The sequence below is a fragment of the Streptomyces sp. NPDC051310 genome, from assembly GCF_044455245.1.
Classification (GTDB): domain Bacteria; phylum Actinomycetota; class Actinomycetes; order Streptomycetales; family Streptomycetaceae; genus Streptomyces.
On sequence record NZ_JBITEO010000003.1, the window covers coordinates 263,481 to 284,543 of the forward strand.

The 21,063-nt window shown below is 71.8% G+C and carries 23 protein-coding genes and 1 pseudogene; 13 read left to right on the forward strand and 11 right to left on the reverse strand.

Translation table 11 applies throughout. The features are described 5' to 3' along the window. Nucleotides 1-77 precede the first annotated feature (77 nt). Nucleotides 78-1,037 carry an EamA family transporter gene (locus ACIA79_RS06105; RefSeq protein WP_399426949.1) on the reverse strand — a complete coding sequence of 320 codons (960 nt, stop codon included), beginning with the start codon at nt 1,035-1,037 and terminating at the stop codon, nt 78-80. A 303-nt stretch (nt 1,038-1,340) separates the two neighbouring features. On the opposite strand from ACIA79_RS06105, the gene serC reads away from it, so the two are divergent. Together serC and ACIA79_RS06115 are read left to right on the forward strand one after the other, a co-directional pair. Further along, on the forward strand, nt 1,341-2,459 hold the full coding sequence (gene serC, locus ACIA79_RS06110) for a phosphoserine transaminase (RefSeq protein WP_399426950.1): 1,119 nt from the start codon (nt 1,341-1,343) through the stop codon (nt 2,457-2,459). 242 nt (nt 2,460-2,701) lie between these two features. Beyond that, nucleotides 2,702-3,370, forward strand: a complete 669-nt coding sequence (locus tag ACIA79_RS06115; protein WP_399426951.1) for a DUF4360 domain-containing protein — start codon at nt 2,702-2,704, stop codon at nt 3,368-3,370. A 56-nt stretch (nt 3,371-3,426) separates the two neighbouring features. Here ACIA79_RS06115 and ACIA79_RS06120 read toward each other — a convergent pair whose 3' ends face one another. Continuing rightward, nucleotides 3,427-4,290, reverse strand: a complete 864-nt coding sequence (locus tag ACIA79_RS06120) for an ABC transporter permease (protein WP_399426952.1) — start codon at nt 4,288-4,290, stop codon at nt 3,427-3,429. Further along, complete coding sequence (locus ACIA79_RS06125; protein WP_399426953.1) at nt 4,287-5,309, reverse strand: ATP-binding cassette domain-containing protein; 1,023 nt, start codon at nt 5,307-5,309, stop codon at nt 4,287-4,289. Before ACIA79_RS06125 ends, ACIA79_RS06120 begins: the two co-directional genes overlap by 4 nt. 98 nt (nt 5,310-5,407) lie before the next feature. On the opposite strand from ACIA79_RS06125, the gene ACIA79_RS06130 reads away from it, so the two are divergent. The 3 genes and pseudogenes from ACIA79_RS06130 to ACIA79_RS06140 all read left to right on the forward strand — a co-directional run. Further along, entirely contained in the window at nt 5,408-6,217 is an 810-nt protein-coding gene (locus ACIA79_RS06130) for a TetR/AcrR family transcriptional regulator (RefSeq protein WP_399426954.1), read from the forward strand. 89 nt (nt 6,218-6,306) lie between these two features. Further along, nucleotides 6,307-6,717, forward strand: coding sequence for a RidA family protein (locus tag ACIA79_RS06135; protein ID WP_399426955.1), 411 nt, complete (start codon nt 6,307-6,309; stop codon nt 6,715-6,717). 63 nt (nt 6,718-6,780) lie between these two features. Beyond that, nucleotides 6,781-6,936 (forward strand): annotated as a pseudogene (locus tag ACIA79_RS06140) (transposase); the annotation flags it as partial. A 245-nt stretch (nt 6,937-7,181) separates the two neighbouring features. Here ACIA79_RS06140 and ACIA79_RS06145 read toward each other — a convergent pair. Together ACIA79_RS06145 and ACIA79_RS06150 are read right to left on the reverse strand one after the other, a co-directional pair. After that, nucleotides 7,182-7,838 (reverse strand): HAD family hydrolase, encoded by a 657-nt coding sequence (locus ACIA79_RS06145; protein WP_399426956.1) that lies wholly within the window; start codon nt 7,836-7,838, stop codon nt 7,182-7,184. Continuing rightward, nucleotides 7,835-9,007, reverse strand: a complete 1,173-nt coding sequence (locus ACIA79_RS06150) for an MFS transporter (RefSeq protein ID WP_399426957.1) — start codon at nt 9,005-9,007, stop codon at nt 7,835-7,837. The genes ACIA79_RS06145 and ACIA79_RS06150 overlap by 4 nt, the downstream gene beginning before the upstream one ends. Nucleotides 9,008-9,055: 48 nt before the next feature. Between ACIA79_RS06150 and ACIA79_RS06155 the strand changes: the two genes are divergently transcribed. Continuing rightward, the gene (locus ACIA79_RS06155; protein WP_399426958.1) at nt 9,056-10,441 is read left to right on the forward strand and encodes a PLP-dependent aminotransferase family protein; all 1,386 of its coding nucleotides are present in this window, start codon (nt 9,056-9,058) and stop codon (nt 10,439-10,441) included. A gap of 4 nt (nt 10,442-10,445) precedes the next feature. On the opposite strand, the gene ACIA79_RS06160 is transcribed toward ACIA79_RS06155, so the two are convergent. Continuing rightward, entirely contained in the window at nt 10,446-11,459 is a 1,014-nt protein-coding gene (locus tag ACIA79_RS06160; RefSeq protein ID WP_399426959.1) for a WD40 repeat domain-containing protein, read from the reverse strand. 59 nt (nt 11,460-11,518) lie between these two features. Here ACIA79_RS06160 and ACIA79_RS06165 point away from each other — a divergent pair, with 59 nt between their 5' ends. Next, on the forward strand, nt 11,519-12,226 hold the full coding sequence (locus tag ACIA79_RS06165) for a GDSL-type esterase/lipase family protein (protein WP_399426960.1): 708 nt from the start codon (nt 11,519-11,521) through the stop codon (nt 12,224-12,226). On the opposite strand, the gene ACIA79_RS06170 is transcribed toward ACIA79_RS06165, so the two are convergent. After that, nucleotides 12,198-12,692: an SgcJ/EcaC family oxidoreductase gene (locus ACIA79_RS06170; protein WP_399426961.1), complete on the reverse strand. Its 495-nt coding sequence runs from the start codon at nt 12,690-12,692 to the stop codon at nt 12,198-12,200. The genes ACIA79_RS06165 and ACIA79_RS06170 overlap by 29 nt on opposite strands. A gap of 183 nt (nt 12,693-12,875) precedes the next feature. Between ACIA79_RS06170 and ACIA79_RS06175 the strand changes: the two genes are divergently transcribed. Continuing rightward, a complete protein-coding gene (locus tag ACIA79_RS06175) occupies nt 12,876-13,844 on the forward strand; it encodes a TIGR04222 domain-containing membrane protein (protein WP_399426962.1) in 969 nt (322 codons plus the stop codon). Nucleotides 13,845-13,908: 64 nt separating this feature from the next. Here ACIA79_RS06175 and ACIA79_RS06180 read toward each other — a convergent pair whose 3' ends face one another. Together ACIA79_RS06180 and ACIA79_RS06185 are read right to left on the reverse strand one after the other, a co-directional pair. Continuing rightward, nucleotides 13,909-14,892, reverse strand: a complete 984-nt coding sequence (locus tag ACIA79_RS06180; protein ID WP_399426963.1) for a hypothetical protein — start codon at nt 14,890-14,892, stop codon at nt 13,909-13,911. A gap of 100 nt (nt 14,893-14,992) precedes the next feature. Continuing rightward, the gene (locus tag ACIA79_RS06185) at nt 14,993-15,403 is read right to left on the reverse strand and encodes a hypothetical protein (protein ID WP_399426964.1); all 411 of its coding nucleotides are present in this window, start codon (nt 15,401-15,403) and stop codon (nt 14,993-14,995) included. Nucleotides 15,404-15,485: 82 nt separating this feature from the next. Here ACIA79_RS06185 and ACIA79_RS06190 point away from each other — a divergent pair, with 82 nt between their 5' ends. Next, nucleotides 15,486-16,304, forward strand: coding sequence for a helix-turn-helix domain-containing protein (locus tag ACIA79_RS06190; RefSeq protein WP_399426965.1), 819 nt, complete (start codon nt 15,486-15,488; stop codon nt 16,302-16,304). Beyond that, nucleotides 16,301-16,537, forward strand: a complete 237-nt coding sequence (locus ACIA79_RS06195) for a DUF397 domain-containing protein (RefSeq protein WP_399426966.1) — start codon at nt 16,301-16,303, stop codon at nt 16,535-16,537. Before ACIA79_RS06190 ends, ACIA79_RS06195 begins: the two co-directional genes overlap by 4 nt. A gap of 15 nt (nt 16,538-16,552) precedes the next feature. On the opposite strand, the gene ACIA79_RS06200 is transcribed toward ACIA79_RS06195, so the two are convergent. Beyond that, nucleotides 16,553-17,659 carry a serine hydrolase domain-containing protein gene (locus ACIA79_RS06200; protein WP_399426967.1) on the reverse strand — a complete coding sequence of 369 codons (1,107 nt, stop codon included), beginning with the start codon at nt 17,657-17,659 and terminating at the stop codon, nt 16,553-16,555. 254 nt (nt 17,660-17,913) lie between these two features. Between ACIA79_RS06200 and ACIA79_RS06205 the strand changes: the two genes are divergently transcribed. From ACIA79_RS06205 to ACIA79_RS06215, 3 genes are all read left to right on the forward strand, one after another. Then, nucleotides 17,914-18,648, forward strand: a complete 735-nt coding sequence (locus ACIA79_RS06205; RefSeq protein WP_399426968.1) for a helix-turn-helix domain-containing protein — start codon at nt 17,914-17,916, stop codon at nt 18,646-18,648. Between the two features lie 272 nt (nt 18,649-18,920). Continuing rightward, nucleotides 18,921-19,586, forward strand: coding sequence for a DUF4097 family beta strand repeat-containing protein (locus ACIA79_RS06210; protein WP_399426969.1), 666 nt, complete (start codon nt 18,921-18,923; stop codon nt 19,584-19,586). Between the two features lie 75 nt (nt 19,587-19,661). Beyond that, nucleotides 19,662-20,480, forward strand: coding sequence for an alpha/beta fold hydrolase (locus ACIA79_RS06215; protein ID WP_399426970.1), 819 nt, complete (start codon nt 19,662-19,664; stop codon nt 20,478-20,480). A 95-nt stretch (nt 20,481-20,575) separates the two neighbouring features. Here the strand turns inward: ACIA79_RS06215 and ACIA79_RS06220 are convergent, their stop codons facing one another. Then, on the reverse strand, nt 20,576-21,061 hold the full coding sequence (locus tag ACIA79_RS06220; protein ID WP_399426971.1) for a hypothetical protein: 486 nt from the start codon (nt 21,059-21,061) through the stop codon (nt 20,576-20,578). Nucleotides 21,062-21,063: the final 2 nt, after the last annotated feature.

Consider the following 21,063-nt stretch of genomic DNA (forward strand, 5'->3'; position numbering starts at 1 on the left):
TCCCTCCGGGGCACGGACACGGCAGTGCGTGCCCCGGAGCATGGCAGCGCCCGGAGAAACAAGCAAGCGTGCTTGCTTTACTTTTCGGGGTCCGGCACGGACCCCCGGGCCGCCTGCGAGCGCACCGCGCCCATGCTCGCCGCGATGACCAGCGCGATCGCCAACGCGTCGGTGGCGGACAGCGCTTGGCTCAGCAGGAAGAATCCGGCCGCCGCCGCGATCGCCGGCTCCAGGCTCATCAGGATCGCGAAGGTGGGCGCGGGCAGCCGGCGCAGCGCGAGCAGTTCGAGGGTGTACGGCAGGACGGACGACAGCAGGGCGACCCCGAGGGCGAGGCCGAGCGTCGAGGGCACGAGCAGCTTGGACCCGGCCTCCGCGATGCCCAGCGGCAGCGTGAGGACCGCGCCCACGGCCATCGCCAGGGCGAGCCCGTCGGCCTGCGGGAAGCGCCGCCCGGTGCGCGCGCTGAAGACGATGTACCCGGCCCACATCGCGCCCGCCGACAGCGCGAAGGCCGCGCCCACCGGATCGAGCCGGTCGAACCCGCCCCCGCTGAGCAGCGCCACCCCGGCGAGCGCGAGCCCGGCCCAGACCAGGCTGACCAGCCGGCGGGAGGCGATCACCGACAGGGCGAGCGGCCCGAGCACCTCCAGGGTGACGGCCACGCCGAGCGGGATCCGGTCGGCGGCCTGGTAGAAGAGCACGTTCATGGCGGCCATCACGGCGCCGAAGGCGACGACCGTGCCCCAGTCGGCGCGTGTGTGCCCCCGCAGCCGGGGCCGGCAGACCGCCAGCAGCACGACGGCGGAGAGGACGAGCCGCAGCGTGACGACGCCGAGCGCCCCGGCCCGGGGCATGAGCATGACCGCGATGGCCGCCCCGAACTGCACGGACAGCCCGCCCGCGACGACCAGCGCCACGGGCCCGAGCGCCCCGCGCCGGAGGAGACCGCCCCGCGGGGGCGCGGCGGCGGGATGCGCGGCGGCGGCCTCGGGCAGCGCGACGGCGGCGGCGTCCGTACGGGCGGTGTCGTTCACCGGGAGACCCTCATGACTTCCGTGAGCAGCGAGTGCATTGCATTGAACTTGAAGTCAAATGTACTGCACCGTCGGCGGTGGCTTCCAGGCGGCCCCACCGGGGCCCGTACGTCCACCGTAAGCGCGCAGCCCGCCGCCCACGAGCGGCCCGCCCCGGCCCCCGTCAACGCCGCGGCCCGCCCCTGCGCCCCGGCTCCGCCGGCCCGCCGGACCGCCCGGAGCGGCGGCACGGGCGTCTCATCACGACGTCTCACCCGACGGACAGGCTCCTCGGCCCCGTCCCCGAGCGGCTAGGCTCCGGCCGTGGCTGAGATCCAGATTCCCACCGACATCAAGCCCGCCGACGGCCGTTTCGGCGCGGGCCCCTCCAAGGTGCGTACGGAGGCGCTGGACGCCCTGGCCGCCACCGGCACGTCCCTTCTCGGTACGTCGCACCGCCAGGCCCCGGTCAAGAACCTGGTCGGCGAGGTCCGCGAGGGCGTACGCGCGCTCTTCTCGCTGCCCGACGGGTACGAGGTGATCCTCGGCAACGGCGGCTCCACCGCCTTCTGGGACATCGCGACCCACGGGCTCATCGAGTCGAAGTCGCAGCACCTGACCTTCGGCGAGTTCTCCTCCAAGTTCGCGAAGGCGGCCAAGCTGGCCCCGTGGCTGGAGGAGCCGACCGTGATCTCCTCCGACCCCGGCACGCACCCGGAGCCGCGCGCGGAGGCCGGCACCGACGTCTACGCCTTCACCCACAACGAGACCTCCACCGGTGTCGCCGCCCCGGTCGAGCGCGTCGAGGGCGCGGACGAGGGCGCGCTGGTCCTGGTCGACGCGACCTCCGGCGCGGGCGGCCTGCCGGTCGACATCACCCAGTCCGACGTCTACTACTTCGCGCCGCAGAAGTCCTTCGCCTCGGACGGCGGCCTGTGGATCGGCGTGTTCTCCCCGGCGGCGCTGGAGCGCGCACAGCGGGTGCACGCCTCGGGCCGGCACATCCCGGAGTTCTTCTCCCTGCCGACGGCGATCGACAACTCGCTGAAGAACCAGACGTACAACACCCCGGCCCTCGCCACCCTCTTCCTGCTCAACGAGCAGCTGAAGTGGATCAACGGCCAGGGCGGCCTGGACTGGTCGGTGCGCCGCACCGCCGCCTCCGCGCGCACGCTGTACGGCTGGGCCGAGGAGTCCAAGTACGCGACGCCGTTCGTCTCCGACCCGGCGAAGCGCTCGCAGGTCATCGGCACCATCGACTTCTCGGACGAGGTCGACGCGGCGGCCGTCGCCAAGGTGCTGCGCGCCAACGGGATCGTGGACACCGAGCCGTACCGCAAGCTGGGCCGCAACCAGCTGCGGATCGCGATGTTCCCGGCGGTCGAGCCGTCCGACGTCGAGGCGCTGACGAAGTGCATCGACCACGTCATCGAGAAGCTCTGACCCCCCGCGTGCCCCGGACGCACGGTCCGGGGCACGCTCAGCAGGCATGAGGCAGGAGAAGGGCCCGGCGCGCAGGCGCCGGGCCCTTTTCGTATACCTTCCACCGCCCGGCACACGCGGCCGATAACCGCTCTATCGGCCCCCGGTGCCCGTCCTTACCATCCGTAGCGCGCAGACGGCATGCGCACACCATCCACGGTTGGACCCCCCACTTCGACCGCCAGGCAACCGATCGGAGACCCATGCCCAGAGCATCCCGTACCGGCGCCGTCATCGGCGCGGCCGCGGCGTTAGTCGCCTCGATCGCCCTGTCCCCCGGCGCCTCCGCGGCCACCGCCGGCGGCATCGTCGCCCCGCCCGACAAGATCGTCATCGAGATCGCGACCGTCAACGGATCCGGCTGCCCGCTGGGCACCGCCGCGGTCGCCGTCGCCCCGGACAACACGGCCTTCACCGTCACCTACAGCGACTACCTCGCCCAGGTGGGCGTGGGCGCCGACCCGACCGACTTCCGCAAGAACTGCCAGCTCAACCTGGTCGTCCACGTCCCGCACGGCTTCACCTACGCCGTCGCCAGCGCCGACTACCGCGGCTACGCCCACCTGGCCCCGGGCGCCTCGGCGGTGCAGCGGGCGTCGTACTACTTCCAGGGCTCGCCCGACACCGCGACCCGGACCCACCCCTACAAGGGCCCCTACGACAACAACTGGCAGGCGACCGACTCCACCGACTGGGGCCAGCTCGTCTGGGCGCCCTGCGGGGTGAAGCGCAACTTCAACATCAACACCGAGCTGCGGGTCAACGCGGGCACCTCGGACACCTCGAAGACGAACAGCTTCATCGCGATGGACTCCACCGACGGTGACATCAAGACGGTGTACCGCCTGGCGTGGAAGGAGTGCCCGGCGTAAGCCGGTCCCGTGACCGGGCGGGCCCGCGCCCCCTCCGCGGGCCCGCCCTCGCGGTCCTACCGGCTCAGCCGCTGGAACCGCCGTACCGCCAGCGGCAGGAAGACCGCCGTGATCGCCAGCGGCCACACCACCGCCATCAGCAGCGCGTGCTCCTGGATCCAGCTCCCGTCGCTGCCCACCGGATTGCCGAACAGCTCGCGGGTCGCCGCCGCCGTCGAGGAGATCGGGTTCCACGCGGCGAGCGTGCCCAGCCAGCCGGGCATCGTGCCGGGCTGGACGAAGACGCTGGAGATCATGGTCAGCGGGAACGCCACCGCGAAGAGCCCGCCGGCCGCCTCGGGGTCCGACACCAGCAGCCCGAGCCAGATGCCCACCCAGGTCAGGCAGTAGCGCAGGAGCAGCAGGAGTCCGAAGGCGCCCGCCGTCGCGAGGAACCCGCCGTCCGAGCGCCAGCCCATCGCGAACGCCGTCGCCGCGAGGATGGTCAGCTCGGCGCAGGCCAGGATCACGTCGGTGACACCGCGCCCGGTGACCACCGCCGACGGCGCCATGGGCATGGAGCGGAACCGGTCGATGACCCCCTTGTTGGCGTCGGTGACCACGGCCGTCGCCGTGTTGATGAAGCCGAACGCCATCGTCATCACGAACATGCCCGGCATGAGGAAGTCCCGGTAGTCCGCGGCCCCGCCGCCCCCCGGCGGCTTCATCGCGCCACCGAAGACGTACCCGTACAGCAGCACCGACAGGATCGGGAAGCCGAGCTGCCAGGCGATGTAGACGGGCTTGCGCCGGTAGTGCGTCAGCTGGCGGCGTACGACGTTCCAGCAGTCGGCGACCGCCCAGTAGGCGCGCCCGCGGCCCGCGATCGGTTGCGGGGCCTCCGCCCCCGGGGCGCCCGGGCTCAGCACGTCCGCGCTCATGCCGCCGCCACCTCCTTGTCCTTGTCCGCGGCCTGCTCCTTCTTTTCCCGCGGCTCCGTGCCGCCGCCGTCGCCGTCTTCGGTCGCGTGACCGGTCAGGCGCAGGAACACGTCGTCCAGGCTGGGCCGGCGCAGTCCGATGTCCTCGACGGCGATCCCCTCGTCCTGGAGCGTCCTGGCCACCTCCGTGAGCGCCGCGACCCGGTCGCTCACCGGCGCGTGGACGCGGCGCTCGGCGGCGGCGACGCGCGGCTCGCCGTTGCACACGCGGGCGACGGTCCGGGCGATGCGCGGCAGGTCGGCGGCCTCGGCGGCGACGACCTCGATACGGTCCCCGCCGACGCGGTCCTTCAGCGCCTCGGGGGTGTCGTCGGCGATGGCCCGGCCCCGGTCGATGACGGTGACGCGCGAGGCCAGCCGGTCGGCCTCCTCCAGGTACTGCGTGGTCAGCAGGACGGTCGTGCCGCCCGCGACCAGGTCCCGCACCGCGTCCCACACCTCGCCCCGCCCGCGCGGGTCGAGGCCGGTCGTCGGCTCGTCGAGGAACAGCACCCGGGGCGCCAGGATCATCGAGGCCGCCAGGTCCAGGCGCCGGCGCATGCCGCCGCTGTACCCCTCGACACCTTTGTCGGCGGCCGCCACCAGGTCGAACCGCTCCAGCAGTTCGCCGGCGCGCAGGCGCGCCCGCCGCCCGCCCAGGTGGAACAGCCGCCCGAACATCTCCAGGTTCTGCCGGCCGGTGAGGACCTCGTCGACCGCGGCGTACTGCCCGGTGAGCCCGATCAGCCCGCGCACCCGCCGCGGGTCGCGCGCCACGTCGACCCCGGCGACCTCGGCGCGGCCGCCGTCGAAGCGGCGGAGCGTGGCCAGCACCCGCACGGCGGTGGTCTTCCCGGCTCCGTTCGGGCCGAGCAGCCCGTGGACGGTCCCGGCGCGGACGGCGAGGTCGAACCCGTCCAGCGCGTGCTTCTCCCCGTACCGCTTCTCCAGGCCCTCGGCCCGTACCGCCCAGTCGTCCATGCGCCCTCCCCGCTGAAACTGAGTACACCGTACCCAAGCGAGCGTACAGCGTACCCAGTTTTTGTCCAGCGGATATCCCCGACGACTACGCTGACGCCATGGCCAGCAGTGACAAGACGACGGTGACCACCGGCAGCGGCGACATCGTGCGCAGCCTGGAGCTGCTGTGGGGGACCGGCGAGCCGCCCTCCCGGGGCCCCAAGCGCGGCCTCACCCTCGGCCGGATCGTCACCGCCGCCGTGAAGGTCGCCGACGCCGAGGGCCTGGACGCCGTCTCGATGCGCCGCCTCTCCACCGAACTGGGCGTCGGCACCATGTCGCTCTACCGGTACGTCCCCGGCAAGGCCGAGCTGCTGGACCTGATGCTCGACCACGTCCAGCGGCCCCCGCTCGCACCCGGCGCACCCCTCCCCTGCGACTGGCACGCGGCCGTGGAGACCATCGCCCGCACCCAGCTCGACCAGTACCGCCGCCACCCCTGGCTGCTGAAGGTCAACCAGACCCGCACGGTCCTCGGCCCGAGCGCCCTGCGCGGCCTGGAGCTGGCCCTGGCGGGACTCAGGGGGATGGGTCTGAGCGACCCCGAGACCATCTCGGTGCTCATCGCCGTCCAGAGCTTCGTCACCGGCATCGCACGCATGGAGGCCGAGACCGTCGAGGCCGCGAAGGAGACGGGCGTCAGCGACGCGGAGTTCTGGAAGCGCCAGGAGCCCTTCCTCGTCCGCGCCCTGGAGAGCGGCGACTACCCCCTGATGGCAGGGCTCGCCGAGGACACCTTCCGGGCCGACTTCGACCACTTCGCCTTCGGCCTGCGCGCCCTGATCGGCGGCTTCGAGGCCCTGGTCGCCCGGCGCGCCGGCGCGACCCCCGCCCCCGGGACCCCCGGGGACGCGGAACCGGCACCTTAGTTTGTTCTTCAACCCGGCGCCGCGTCGGACGGTCGCGCGGTGGGGCAAATCCGGGTGCGTGTCGGGGGCGGACTCGTCAGACTCGCGGCATGACAGCAAAGATCAGCCGCATCAACCCCGATCAGTTGCATGAGACGCCGGGCTACCACCACATCACCGTGGTGGAGACCGGCCGAACGGCCTATCTGGCGGGGCAGTGCCCCCTCGACCAGGGCGGCTCTCTCGTCGGCCCGGGCTCCCTCGAGGTGCAGGTCGATCAGGTTGTCCTGAACGCACTGGCTGCCCTTACGGCGGTGAACGCTCAGCCGCAGCACGTGGTGCGTTCGGTGATCTACGTGCGGAGCGATGACAGGGACGACCTGGGCCTCGCCTGGCACCGGCTCACCGCTTCCGCCCTCGGGCCGGCCTTCACGTCCGCCAGTACGCTCCTGGGGGTTGCGCAGCTGGGCTTCGCAGGGCAGCTGGTCGAGGTGGACCTCACCGTCGCGCTGCCCGACTGAGCGGCCCTCACGCCTCGGACAGCGCCTCGAACCGCTTCGGCCACATGGTCATGTGCCCTGGGTCTGCGGAATCTGCCCGTCGAGCTGATCGGGCGGATCCGCGGTGACCGCGTGATGCGGTTACCGAAACCGCCGCGAATCCACGACCCCAAGGGCGGCCGACCGCCCAGGCACGGTCCGGAGTTCCGCCGGTCGACAAGATCAACCCATGCGTCAGCACTCGGTGTCCTTGGACAAGATCGCGTCTGATGACTGGCAGGCCATTCACGCGTGGGCCTGTCTCCCAGAGGCTTGTCGTTTCCAGCCTTGGGGACCGGACACTGAGGACCAGACACGCGATTTCGTGAAGGCCGCAGTCGAGGCTTGGTCGAAACATGAACCCCGTCCCGGCGGGTCCGGGTGATCGGCGTCAGGTCCCGCGCATCTGCGGGACCAGCGCGCGAGTTCACCACGGCGCACGGGATTCAATGGTCCTGGTCGAGGTGGTCGAGGAGTCCGGTCAAGTGGGTGATGTAGGACGTCGCTCCGATGAGGCTGCTCGCGGGGGTGAGGGCGGTGTAGCCGAGCACGGGCATGCCGGCGGCCTTCGCCGCACGGATGCCGTTTGGGCTGTCCTCGATGACGAGGCAGTCGTGCGGGTCGGTGTGGAGTGCGGCGGCGGCGTGGAGGAAGAGGTCGGGTGCGGGTTTGCCGACGCCTCGGACGTCCTGGGCGCTGAAGACCGCGTCAGGTGGCAGGAGGGGGCGCAGGCCGGTCCGGTCGAGGGTGAGGTCGATCCAGGCGTGGTCGGAGGAGGATGCCAGGCAGTAGGGAATGCTGCGGCGCCGTAGTTCGGTGAGCACGGTGGAGGCGCCCTGGACGGCGTCCAGCTGTTCCCGGAAGGCGGCGAACACCCGCTCGTGGAGGCGGGTGGTGAAGTCCGCGGGCAGTGTGCCGCCGAATCTGTGGGCGACGACCGTGTGGACGGTGCGGCCGGCATTGCCGAGGAAGTGTCGGTAGGACTCTTCCAGGGTGAAGGGGAAGCCCAGTTCTGTGAGGTATCCGGAGAGCACGCCGTGTGCGATGGGCTCGCTGTCGACGAGGACGCCGTCGTTGTCGAAGATGATCAGCTGGGGTGTCACGGGTTCTCCGTCCGGTTGAAGGTCGCGGTGAGGGCGATCGCGAGGAAGGCGGCGCCGAGGAGGCAGGTCGCGGTCCAGCCGCCGGCTGTGTAGGCGGCGGGTCCGAGGGCCGCGCCGGCGATACCGCCGAGGGTGTAACCGGTCATGTAGACCGAGGCGAGGCGAGCGCGGGCGTCGTCGATGCCGTAGACGACGCTCATGTTCAGCAGGTGGGTGGCGTGGATGGCGGTGTCCATGGCGAAGAGCCCGATGAGGAGCCAGACCAGGTGGTGGCCGCCGGCCCAGAGAGCGGCGAAGGACGCCACACCGAGGACCAGTGCCGTCCTGGTGAGCCGTCGGTGGTCGGCTCGGTCGGCGGCGCGGCCGATGGGTCGGACGGTGAGTGCTCCGGCGGCGCCGGCCAGTGCCAGCAGCCCGATCTGGGCGGGGCCGTAGCCGTAGGGGGGTTCGGAGAGGAGGAAGGCAGCGGTCGACCAGAAGACGCCGAAGGCGGCGAAGGAGCAGCCTCCGATGAAGGCTCGGCGTCGCAGCAGCCGGTGGGTGGCGGCGAGGCGAAGAGTGGCGTGAAGCTGGGACCGGTACGGGACGGGCAGATCGGGTGGGGCGGGTGGAAGGGCGCGGGTGAGGACGACGGCGAGCAGCAGGGTGCTGATCGCGGCCGCGGTGAACAGCGCACGCCAGCCGACGGCCTGCGAGACCAGGCCGGCGACGGTGCGGGACAGAAGGATGCCCGTGAGTCCGCCGGTGAGCATCGTCCCGACGGCGCGTCCGCGTTCGTGGGATGCGGCCATGGTGGCGGCGTAGGGGATGAGGGTGTTGACGAAGGCGGCGGCGGTGAGCCCGATGAGTGATCCGGCGGCCAGGAGGAGGCCGGTGGTGCGGGCAGCGGCGGTCAGGCCGAGGGCGGCGGCGTTGGCGCAGAGCAGGACGGCGAGGAGGGGGCGGCGGGGGACGATGTCGCCGAGCGGGACGATCAGGATCAGGGCGAGGACGTAGCCGAGCTGGCCGACGGCGATGAGATGGTCGGCCGCGTGGGGGCCGATGGACCGGGAGATCTGCGGGAGGAGGGGCTGGCAGTAGTAGAGGTTCGCGATCGTCAGTCCGTAGGCCGTCGCGAGCAGCCGGCCGGTCCGGGGAGAGCCGCTCTGTGGAGGTTCGATCAAGGTCACTTGGACGAACCTAAAGAGCCGATTGGGCCGCGGTTAAGATCCAATCGTATGGCGGATCAGTGGCCCAATCTTGGCCTGGACCTGCATCTGGAACTGGACGCTGCCGACGGGGTCCGGACGGGTCTGGAGCGGGCGTTGCGGGCTGCGGCGAGGTCGGGGCGGCTGGCGCCCGGGACGCGGTTGCCGGCGACGCGGAGGCTCGCGGAGGACCTGGGGCTTGCGCGGGGCACGGTGCGAGCGGCGTACGACCAGCTGATCGCGGAGGGGTATCTGACCGCGCGTCAGGGTTCGGGCACCGTGGTGGCGCTACGGCCAGGGGTCGTGCCGGTGGCCACGGCCGAGCCGGCGCGGGCGGAGCGGCCACGGCATGATCTGCGTCCGGGGAGTCCGGACGCATCGGCGTTTCCGGTGGCGGCGTGGCTGGAGTCGTCGCGGCGTGCCCTCGGCTCGGCTCCGGCCGACGCCTTCGGCTACGGCGATCCGCGGGGACGCGCCGAGCTGCGGACCGCACTGGCCGGGTATCTGGGGCGGGCACGGGGCGTGTCGGCCCGTCCGGATTCGATCGTGATAACCAACGGCTATCTGCAGGGCCTGACGCTGCTGGCCACCGCCGTCGGCGGGACCTTCGCCATGGAGGACCCAGGTGTTCCCTTGCATCGCGAGGCGGTCCGCCGTACCGGGGCGCGAGTGGTGCCGCTGCCAGTCGACGATCTGGGAGCCCGCGCCGATCTCGTCGACGGTCTGGCGGCGGACGCGGTGGAGGTCACCCCGGCCCATCAGTACCCGACGGGCCGGACGCTCCATCCCGGCCGACGGCGCGCCCTGCTGGACTGGGCGCGCTCGTCCAGCGGCTTGATCGTCGAGAACGACTACGACGCGGAGTTCCGCTACGACCGCAAGCCCGTCGGCGCGCTGCAAGGCGCCGGCCCCGAGGACGTGGCCTATCTGGGCACGACGTCCAAGACGCTCGGCCCGGCGCTGCGGATCGGCTGGATGGTCCTGCCGCCCCGCCTGATCGACCCGGTGGTCGACGCCAAGCTGCACGTCGACCACCACACCGAACATCTCGGCCAGCTGACCCTGGCCGACCTGATCACTCGTCACGGCTACGACCGGCACATCCGCGCCTCTCGTCAGCGGTACCTCCGCCGCCGCGACGAGCTCCGCCGCCGCATCGCGGACGTTCCCATCTCCCTGACCGGCATCGCCGCGGGCCTGCACGCCCTGGCCGTCCTTCCCTCAGGCGGGCCCACCGAGGCCGACGTCCGCACGGCCGCGGAGGCACGCGGCCTCGCCCTCGGCTACCTGTCGGAACGCCGCGCGCTCCCCTCTACCGCACAGGGAGTCATCATCGGCTACGGCCGTCCGCCCGAACACGCCTACGCGTCGGCCCTGGACGCCCTGACCGCTACCTTCACTGCCTGCTTCCGCTAAACGATCAGTAACTCCCGCCCCGCGCGCCCCGCCGCAGCCGCTTCCACCCCAGGTACAGGACCACCGCACCGCCCAGCACCAGCGCCCCGAGCGTCGCGTCCCCGCCCCCGCCCCCGCCGCCCGCGCCGCCGTCCCCGCGGCCCGCGGTGTCCCCGCCGGGCTTGCCCCCCGCCGGGGACGGCGTCCGCGACCCGGTGGGCGCGCCCTCGACCGCCACGCTCACGACCCCGCTCCGCTCCCCCTCCGAGCCGAACAGCACCGCCGAGCCGTCCGGCGTGTACGTCACCGACTCGGACTGGCCCTGGAACGGCGCGTTCACCGGCTCGTGCCGCCCGAGCCGCCCGTCCTCCCACGCGTACACCCGGGCGCTGAAGTAGCCGCGCAGCACCAGCCGCGTCCCGTCCGGCGAGAACGCGCCGTCCGTCACCCACGGCACCTCGCCGACGCGCCGGAACACGTTCGCGCCGCCCGCCGACAGCCGCGCGGGCCCCTCGTACAGCCCGCCGCCGTCCTCGTTCTTCGACGCGATGTAGACCCGGCCGGTCTTCGGGTGCACCATCAGCGCCTCGGCGTTGCGCGGCCCGTCCGCGTACCGCACCACGTACTGCGTGGCGTCCACCGTCTGGTCGCGCAGCCGCTTCGGCTCGGGGAAGCGGTAGATCCACACGTGGTCCCACGAGCCGTCGAGGTTGTCCCCGATGTCCCCGACGTACACCGCGCCGTCCGGCCCGACAGAGATCGCCTCCATGTCGCGCGGCGTGCCGACCCCGCGCAGGGTGACCGTCGCCACCGTCCGGCCGGTGCGCGAGTCGACCGCGAACACCCGCGGCCCGTCCTGGTCGTTGTGCGTCCAGTAGACCCCCGGGTGGGCGCGGCTGGCGGCGAGGCCGCTGGACTCGGTGATCCTGCCGTCCTCCAGCGTGAACCCGCCGTCCTCGGCCGCCGCCGGTGCCGCCGCGGACACCACACCCGCCACCACCAGGGCCGCCGCCCCCAGAGCCGTACGCCACGAAGCCATGCCCCCAGTGTCCATGGTCACATCGCACACCACCGCCCCGGTCGGGGATGATGGCCCCCATGCGCTTCATGTTCGTCGGCGACAGCCAAACCATCGGGCGCGCCGGCGACTACACCTGGCGCTACCGCATGTGGCAGCACCTCAACGCGACGTACGGCGGCCCGTACCGCATCGTCGGCCCCCGCACCGAGCTGTACGACACCGCCGCCGAGGCGCCCGTCTCGTACGACTACGGCGACCCGGACTTCCCCGACAGGGCGCGCCGCCACCTCGCCGGCTGGGGCGAGGGCTGGCTGCACATGGCGCCGCTGATCCGCGAGACGGTCGCCGCGACCAAGGCCGACGTCCTCCTGGTCGCCCTCGGACTGATCGACCTCGGCTTCTACACCAACAGCGACCAGACCGCCGGGAACGCCCGCGCCTTCATCCGCGAGGCCCGCGCCGCCAACCCGCACGTCCGCGCCGTGCTGCTGCCCGTCATACCCAACGTCCGCGCCCGCGACGAGGCCGCCTTCGCCGCCGAGTGCGCCCGCTTCAACGAACTGCTGGCGAAGGCGGTCGCCGACCTCGACGAGCCCGGCTCCCCCCTGCTGCTGGCGACGCCCCCCGAGTCGTACGACCTCCACACCGACACCTACGACGGCACCCACCCCGGCCCGTCGGGCGAACACAAGCTGGCCTCCGCCTTCGCGACGGCCATGCACCAGGCGTGGGGCATCGGCGGCCCCTACGCGGGACTCACCGGACGAGGCTCCCGGGGTCGATGACCTTGGTGTTCTGAGCGGCGGCGATGCGCCACACGCCGTCGTCCTTCGCCAGGACGTACATCGGCGTGCCGGGCACGGCGTCGGGGTGGTCGGCCACCAGGGCCGCCGGGTCCCCGCTGCCCAGGAACACCTCGTCGAGCCGCTGCCCGTCCCTGGTGACCGGCAGCTGGCGCACCTTGACCGCCGCGATGTCCGGGCGGACGAACAGGATGTACTCCACCTCGAAGGTGGCGGTCACGTCATGCTCCAGCGAACCCGGCAGCACCGTGCGGGTGAAGGCGCCGATCTCGTCCAGGCCGAACAGCCGCTTGCCGTGGCCGGTGGTCCAGATGGCGTCCTGCCGGAACAGACTCAGGAAGTCCTCGGGCAGGGCCTTTTGCTGCGCCTCCTGGACCCGGTCCACCAGCGCGACGATGGCGTCCACGTCGGCCTGCGGGACGCCGACTCCTGCGATCTGCGGGCTCATGACCACTCTCCTTGTTCCCGACGTTCCCGTCGTTCCTGTCGTTCCCGTCGGTTCCTGCCGACGCGACCCAGCCTCGGACCTCAACCACACTTGATGTCAAGGGTGTTCGCCGCGCTTGCCGATCTCCCCGCGCGGGGACAACGCACTCGACGGGGATCACGGGGGAACGACGGGGGTACGGCCATGTGGCCCGGTGTGTTCTACGGTGCGGTACTGGTGGTGGTGGCCGGCGCGCTCGCCGGCCGCCTGTTCGTGGCGGCGGCGATCCGGCGGGAGACGCGGCGCGCGGTGCGGATCCGCGCGGACCTGACCGCCCACGAGCTGGCCTTCCTGGCGGGCGGGCCACGGCGCGTGGTGACGATCGCGCTGTACCGGATGAAGCGGCGCGGCCTGCTGTCGGTCGCGGAGGACGGCACGGTCACCTTCCACGACGGCGCCGACGCCTCCGGCGCTGCGGACGCCGTCGAGAAGGCGCTCATCGAGGCCGCGGGCATCCACCGCTCAGAGGCCCTCGGGAAGCTGGTGGCCCGTGCGGCCTCGACCCGCGCGGTGCAGTCGGTCGGCGACCGCCTGAAGGCCGAGTGCGTCCTGGTCAGCCCGACGCTGCTGCGCCGCCAGTACCGGGCGCGGCGCCTCCTGCGGATCGCGGCCGTCCTGCCGCTCGCCCTCACGGCGGGCGAGCTCGCGCTCGGCTCGCCACACCGCTGGTGGGCCGGGCTGCTGCTGTCCGCGATCGCCGCCGTACCGGCATGGCTGCTGAAGCCCGTGCACGCGCGGGTGCCCCACGACGTCCACCGGAAGCTCAACACCCTGCGGGCCGAACGGGAACGGCCGCCCACCTCCCGGTCGGCCGACACCCTGACCGCGCTGGCGGCCACCCCGGTGGGCGCCGTCGCCCTCGACGGCCTCGCCGCCTCGCGCGAACCGGAGTTCACGGCCCTCGTCACCCCCGAGACCTGGTCCGGCCGCCCGAGCCCCTTCGGCTCCGGCAGCGGCTCCCCCGGCTTCGGCGCCGCCTACTGGTGCGGCACGACCTCCGACTGGGGCGGCACCTCCTGCGCGGGCCCGGCGGGCTGCGGCGCCGGTGGCGGAGGCGGGGCGGCCTGCGGCGCGGGCGGGGGCGGGGGGTGCGGCGGCGGGGGCGGACCGTGAGGCGTCAGACCTGAGCGCTGCCCGCCATCAGGGCTTCAGGCGTCTCCCTCCTCCAGCGAATGACCTACGCACGGGCGGCCTCCTGCTCGACGAGGGCGCGCCACGGGATGGCCCTGCGGCGTGCGGGTGGCGCTGCGGCGGCAGCGGTGCGGCAGCGGCCGCAGTGCGTCTCGTCGCCGAGGGGCCGGAAGTAGTGCTCGTCACCCGGCCCGCCGCAGGCCACCGGGCCGCGGGCGGGCAGCGACGGGGACGGCTCCGCGGGCGCCGGGAGCTTGGCGACGAGGCGGTGGCGTACGAAGCCCACCGCCGAGCGGACACCGTCGGCCGGCAGGCCCTGCGTCAGCGCCCGGTGCAGGTCCTTCGCCGTCAGGCCGCGCCGCAGCCATTCCGCGGCGGCATCGGCGAGGCCGCGTGCCTCCCGGACGCCCAGCAGCAGGCCGGGGTGCGTGTGCCGCAGCGAGAGCAGCACGCGTTCCGCCTGGGCGACCTCCGGCGCCCCGGACGCCCCGGGTTCTTCCTGCCGCTCCGGCACCCCGGACGCCCCGGGACCGTCGGGCCGCTCCGGCACCTCGGGCGCCTCGGCCGCGTCGGGGTCTTGGGGCGGGGGGTGGGGAGCGTTCTTCTTCTGGTCTTCTTCTACCGGAGGGGGGCCGCCGAGGTTCCGGGGAGCCGTTTCACCGACCGCCGGTTCCGGCACACTCGGTGGCCCCTCGGGCGGGACACCGTGCCGCACCCGGCTCGCCTCCTCCCTCGTGAGGGTGACGTTCGAGCAGAGCTGGTCGGTGTTCCAGCGGCCCCGGCGGTCCTGCCACTGCCATTCGTGGAAGTACCCGCACTCCACCAGCAGTTGCTTGGCCTTCTGGTACGCCCGGGGCTTCATCCCGAGGTCGGTGGCGTGCTCGCCGAGCGGCTTGCCGACCTTGTGGTCCGGGAGCCCCTGGATGTGGATGAGCAGCAGCTTCGCGTCGCTGTTCAGACGCGGATGCCGTACGAGGTCGTGCGAGACCTTGGTGAAGCGCCGAAGGGGCGCGATAGCATGCCGAAGCATTTCTAGTGGATTGCCTCTCCACTGGTGATGAAGGTCCTCGGACGGTGTTGGCGCACCCCCGGGGACCGCCCCATTTGCGCAACGGAGCGTGATGACGCGGTCACCGTACAGCACGGAGGACCGTTTCGTACAACAAGTCCGGTTCCACGAAGGGGCTTTCCTCGGTGGGCCGCGACCTCCAGTCCAGCGGCCACGTCAGCCCGTCCAGCGCGGGCACTCCCACGAACGCGGTACTGCGCCCGCTGCGGCTCAGCGCCCGCGCCCCCGCCGGCCAGGAGTACGCGGCCGCGGTCTGCGGCGGCAGGAGGAAGTAGAGGTTCTGCTCCCCTGCGAGCTCCCGGACGATCGGCCCGGCCTCGAAGTGGGTGAACTGCATCAGTTCGTACGCCACTTCCTCCCCGAGCATCCCGCCGATGCGGACGGCGTCGAAGTGGATGCCCGCATGCCGCAGGGCATGCCCGGCCGCCGGAACCCAGGACGGCACCGTGTCAAGTGAATTGCGCGGATTCATGCGGCCAGCTTTGCGGTCCGGCTCTACTGTGACCAGCGCCACAAGCTGTTTGTGCCGCGCTGTGCACCTGGGGAGGACGGGCGTGAACATCGGAAACAACGGCACTCCGGGCGCCGCCAAGGCGTTCGGCAGGCTGCTGCGCTTCCACCGCGAACGAGCGAAGGTCTCACAGGAGGCACTGGGCAGGCATACGGGTTACTCCAAGTCCCAAGTGGCCATGATCGAGCGCGGGGAGCGCCGCCCGCGGGGCAATTTCGTGGAGCTCGCGGACGATCTGGTGGGTGCACAAGGTGCACTGCTGGAGGTGGCGAAGGAGCTGAAGGCGAGCGGGGTGGCGGCGTGGTTCGAGGATTACCTGGAGGAGGAGGCGCGGGCGGCGGGCGTCCATACCTACGAGAACCACCTCATCCCCGGCCTCCTTCAGACCGACGCGTACGCACGCGCCGTCTTCGGTTGCGCGTGCCCGCCTTTGGACGACGACGAAATCGAGGCAGGCGTCAAAGCCCGCCTGTCGAGGCAAACGTTGTTCAACCGAAAGCCCAAGCCGCTGATCACGTTCGTCCTGGAGAAGACCGCTCTGACGAGGCCACTTGGTGGCCCGGCAGTGCTCAAGGCCAACCTCCTGCACATCCTCCACATTGGGCGGCTGCGCAACGTCGAGATTCAGGTGATGCCAGAGGAGCGCCAGACGCATGCGGGGCTGAACGGCCCCTTCGCCCTATTGGACACAGCCGAGCGCCGCAGTCAACTGGTCTATGTCGAGGGGCAGGGCGGGAGGTACTTTCTCAGCGAACAGCCCGACGTGGGCGACGTCTACGCACGCTATGGGACCTTGCGGGCACAGGCCCTCGACCCGGAAGACTCCGCCGAACTCATCGAACAGGTGGCACGGAAACTATGATCAGCGACCACAACTGGTTTAAGTCCAGCTACAGCGGCGACCAGGGCGGCAACTGCGTCGAGGTCGCCTTCACCTGGACGAAGTCCTCGTACAGCAGCGAGCAGGGCGGCAACTGCGTCGAGGTCGCCACCTGCCCCCACACCGTCCACGTCCGGGACTCCAAGGACATCGCCCGCCCCGCCCTGGACCTCTCCCCCGCCGCATGGACGGCGTTCCTGAGCGACCTCCGGTAGTACCGGAGCTCCTCGTCAGCCCGTGGCCCGCGCGGCGGCGAACACCTCCTTGACGAGCCTGTCCAGCGCCTGCGGGAACACCTCCGCCGGGTTGACGGCGGCGTCGCCGGTGGTCAGCCCGGCGGTCAGGGTCCTCCTGCCGTCGGGCGTGCTGTACATCAGCGCGCCGTAGCCCCCGGGGGCACCGCCGTTGTGGTGGTAGACGGTGCCGCCGCACTCCGGGCCGAGATCCTGCACGAACAGCCCGAGGCCGTACGCGAGCGGCCCGTAGGGCGTACGCATCTCGGCGAGCAGCGGGGCCGGCAGGAGCCTGCCGCCGTTCAGCGCGGAGAAGAACGTGTGGAGGTCCCGGGTGGTCGTGATCATGCCGCCGGCCGCGAGCAGCATGGTGAGGTTCTGGCGGGAGACGTCGACGACCTTCCACTCGCCGTCGTCCTCGTAGCGGTAGTAGCCGTGGGCGTGCGGCTCGGGGAGCTCGGTGACGTCACCCGCCAGCACGGTGTCGCGCAGCCCGAGCGGCCCGAGGATCCGCCGCTGCATCTCCTCGCCGTAGGTGCGGCCGGTGACCCGCTCGATCAGCAGCGCGGCCAGGGTGTAGTTGGTGTTGGAGTAACTGAAGCCCGCCCCCGGCTCGAACCGCGCCGGCTTGGACAGCGCCAGCCCCACCAGTTCCTGGGGCCGGTAGCCGCGCAGCCGGTTGTCCACCCACTCCTTCCCCGTGGCGGGGATGCCCGGCACGAATGTGCCGTCCTCGTAGTACTCACCGGTGTAGTTGAACAGGCCGCTGGTGTGCTGGAGCAGCATCCGCACCGTGATCCGCCGGTCCAGCCCCAGCTCGGGCAGGTGGTCGGCCACCGGGGCGTCCAGCGCGAGCGTTCCCTCGTCCACCAGGAGCAGGACGGCGGTCGCGGTGAAGGTCTTGGCGACACTGCCCGCCCAGAAGTGCCCGTCCATCGGCGGCTCGGCGGTCTCGCCCAGCTTGCGCACCCCGGCGCTGCCGACCCACTCACCCTGCTCGTCGTGCACCCGCATCTGTATCCCGGCGAAGCCGGCGTCGACGAACACCTCGATGGCCTTCTGCAGTTCCGGGCGGTCCGTACCGGACATGGTCGCGTCGGTCATGAGCTGTGCCCTCCACAGGCTGTGGGCGGTGATGTCGCCATGACCGCCCGTCGGTTTCTGACGAGAGAAACGCTACGTTGCCTTTACTTGTGCAGCAAGGAAGTCGTTGCGCGATGGCTGCGTCTTGGCAGCTCACTGTGGGTTTTTCATTGCAACGGACCGAGTATCAACGCAACAGCCCCCAGGGCGCTTCATTGCAATGAGCTGGTTTGAACGCTATGGTGGGCGCACCACGGACCACGAAGGAGACCGCGATGCCGGGAGGCAGGCTCACCCAGCAGGAACGCCAGCAGATCGCGCTGGGACTGGCCGACGGCCTCGCGTACGCGGAGATCGCCAGGCGGCTGGACCGCCCGACCTCGACCGTCACGCGCGAGGTCATGCGCAACGGCGGCCCCACCGCCTACCGCGCCGACCTCGCCCACCGCGCCACCGAGCGCCGTGCCCACCGCCGCAGGAAGGTCGCGTCCCGGGACCGCAACGCGCCCCCGCAGGCGCACGGACGCGACGCCGACGCCGTACGCGAGTACGAGGAGACGTTCACCACCGTCTTCATGCAGTCGGGCCTGCCGAAGATGACGGCCCGGGTGCTGGCCGGCCTCTTCACCACCGATGCCGGCAGCCTCACCGCCTCCGAACTCGCCGCGCACCTCCAGGTCAGCCCGGCGTCCGTCTCCAAAGCGATCACGTTCCTCGAAAGCCAGGGCCTCATCCGCCGGGAACGCGACGAACGCCGCCGCGAGCGCTATGTCGTCGACGACGACGTCATGTACCAGTCCACGATGGCCAGTGCTCGGTCCACCGCCCATCTCGGCGAGATCGCCCGGCAGGGCGTGAGCATCCTCGGAGCCGGCACCCCGGCCGCCACCCGCCTGGAAAACATCGCCCGCTTCATCGACTTCGTCTCCGAGAGCATCGCACGCGCCGCGGACCAGGCCCGCGAGATCCTCCACACGAGCTCCGGAACGACCCCGGGCAACAACACCTGACCCACACCGAGTTCACGGACCGACGCCCCGGCGACCACCGCCGGGGCGTCGGTCCGTTCCGGCCCGCTTCCTCCCCCTCGCCATAGCGTTCACTTCTCCTTCATTGCAACGCTCGAGGTCCATCGTTGCATTACCATCCAACTCCGTTGCAACGTTTTAATGCCGTTGAGCTGCATAAATGCTCTCCGAGTGCAATGGCTGTGTTGCACGCCCCTGGAAAGCTACGTAGCGTTTCCGGTGTCAGAAACAAACGGCAAGCACCGGAGCACACCATGCAGCAGTTCAGCACCCCGTCCCCGATCTCCACCGTCCTCGCCATCCCCGCCGGACGGGTCCAGATCATCGCCGCCGACCGCGCCGACACCACCGTCGAGGTCCGGCCCGCCGACCCGGCCAAGAGCCGCGACGTCCGGGCCGCCGAGCAGACCACCGTCGCCTACGCCGACGGCGTCCTGCGGATCCACACCCAGAGCCCCAAGAACCAGCTCTTCGGCCCGTTCGGATCCCTGGAGGTCACCGTCAAGCTGCCCGCCGGCTCCCATGTCGAGGCCAAGACCGCCAGCTCCGAACTCCGCGTCGTCGGCCGCGCCGGTGACGTCGCCTTCGAGGGCGCGTACCGCCAGATCAAGATCGACGAAGCGGCGAGCGTCCGCCTCACCGCGATCGACGGCGACGTCGAGGTCGGCCGGCTGGGCGGCCCCGCGGAGATCAGCACCGCGCGGGGCGACATCCGGATCGGCGAGGCCGTGCGCGGCGCTGTGGTGCTCAGCACCCAGTCCGGTGACATCTCGGTCGGCGCCGCCGCCGGCGCCTCGGCCGCCCTGGACGCGGGCACCGGCCACGGCCGCATCAGCAACGCCCTCAAGAACGACGGCACGGCGGAGCTCGACATCCGCGCCACCACCTCCCACGGCGACATCACCGCCCGCAGCCTCTGAGCCCACCGCTCGGACCGGCGCGACCGGCACCGCACACCGCACACCGCACCCACCACACACGACCAGGGGGAACACATGACGAAGAACAGCAGCACGGCCTCGGCCGGTTCGGCGTGGACCGGCATGGTGCCGGTCGAGGACACGGCCCTCGCGGTCACCGACACGGGCGGTCCGGGTATCCCCGTGGTCTACCTCAACGGCCAGTTCGCCACCCAGGGGTACTGGCGGCGGGTCATCGCCGACCTGGGGTCGGGGTGGCGGCACATCACCTACGACGAGCGGGCCCGCGGCAAGTCGAAGCGTTCGGCGGACTATTCCTTCGAGGCCGCCGTCCGGGACGTCGACGCCGTTCTCGCGGCCCGGGGCGTGGACCGGGCGCTGGTGGTGGGCTGGTCCTACGGAGCGGTCGTCGCGGCGCACTGGGCCGACCGGAACCCGGACCGTGCTCTGGGCGCGGTCCTGGTCGACGGCGCCTTCCCGTACGACTGGCTCGACGAGGCCATGGAGCAGCGGATCCGCACGCTGTTCCGGCGGCTGAGCTGGGTCATGCCGCTGGCCCGCCCGATGGGCCTGGCCCCGCGCATGACCGCCGCGCAGCAGGCCGACAGCAACATCGAGCTCGGCAGGCTCAGCCGCGAGCGCGAACTGGGCCCCGTGCTGGACGGCATCACCGTCCCGGTGCGGTACGTGGTCGCCTCGGGGACGTCCTTCGGAAGCCGCGATGACGAGCAGGAGCGGATCCGCGCCGGCCTGGACGCGGTGACCGCCCGCAACCCGCACATCCGGGTGAGCGCGAAGGTCCCGAGCAACCACGGGGCCATCCTGCGCAAGGACTACCCGGCGGTCGCCGGAGCCGTACGCGAGGTCGCCGCCCTCGGAGAGGCGAGCCGCTGAGGAGGTGGGTGCGCCCGGGGGCCCGGGCGCACCTCCGGCCGGTGCGCGCCCGGGCTCAGCCGGGCCGGCGACAGCCGGAGACCGGCGACCGCGTCTCAGCAGCCGGGCCTGGCGACGACGTTGTACGTCGCGTCCTCACCGACGCTGTTGGCCCACAGCTTGCCGAAGGCGATGATGTCGGCGCAGTGCACGGGGACGGTCGGGGCGAAGCACGCGCGGGCCTGGCCGCCCTTGAGCGTGTAGGCGCCGCCGAACATGCCGCCGCACTGGACCTCGTTCTCGTGACCGGCCCCGTACAGGCCGTTGGAGTGGACCCTGGCCATGGGGAGGACGACGTCCTTCGTGCTGCGGTTGGACACGACCAGGACGGCCTGCGCCTTGCGGTCCCCCTTGACGATGCACGTCTGGAAGATGAGGTCCCTGGAGACCTTGTGGGACTTGTCGTCTCCGCACGTCCAGTTGGAGGTGGCCTTGTAGGTCTGCCAGTCCGGGGCCGCGTGCGCCGGGATGGCGCCGGCGAAGACGAAGGATATGGCCGCCACCGCGGTGGCCGTCAGGTTCCGGGCACGCCGAGAGCTCATGT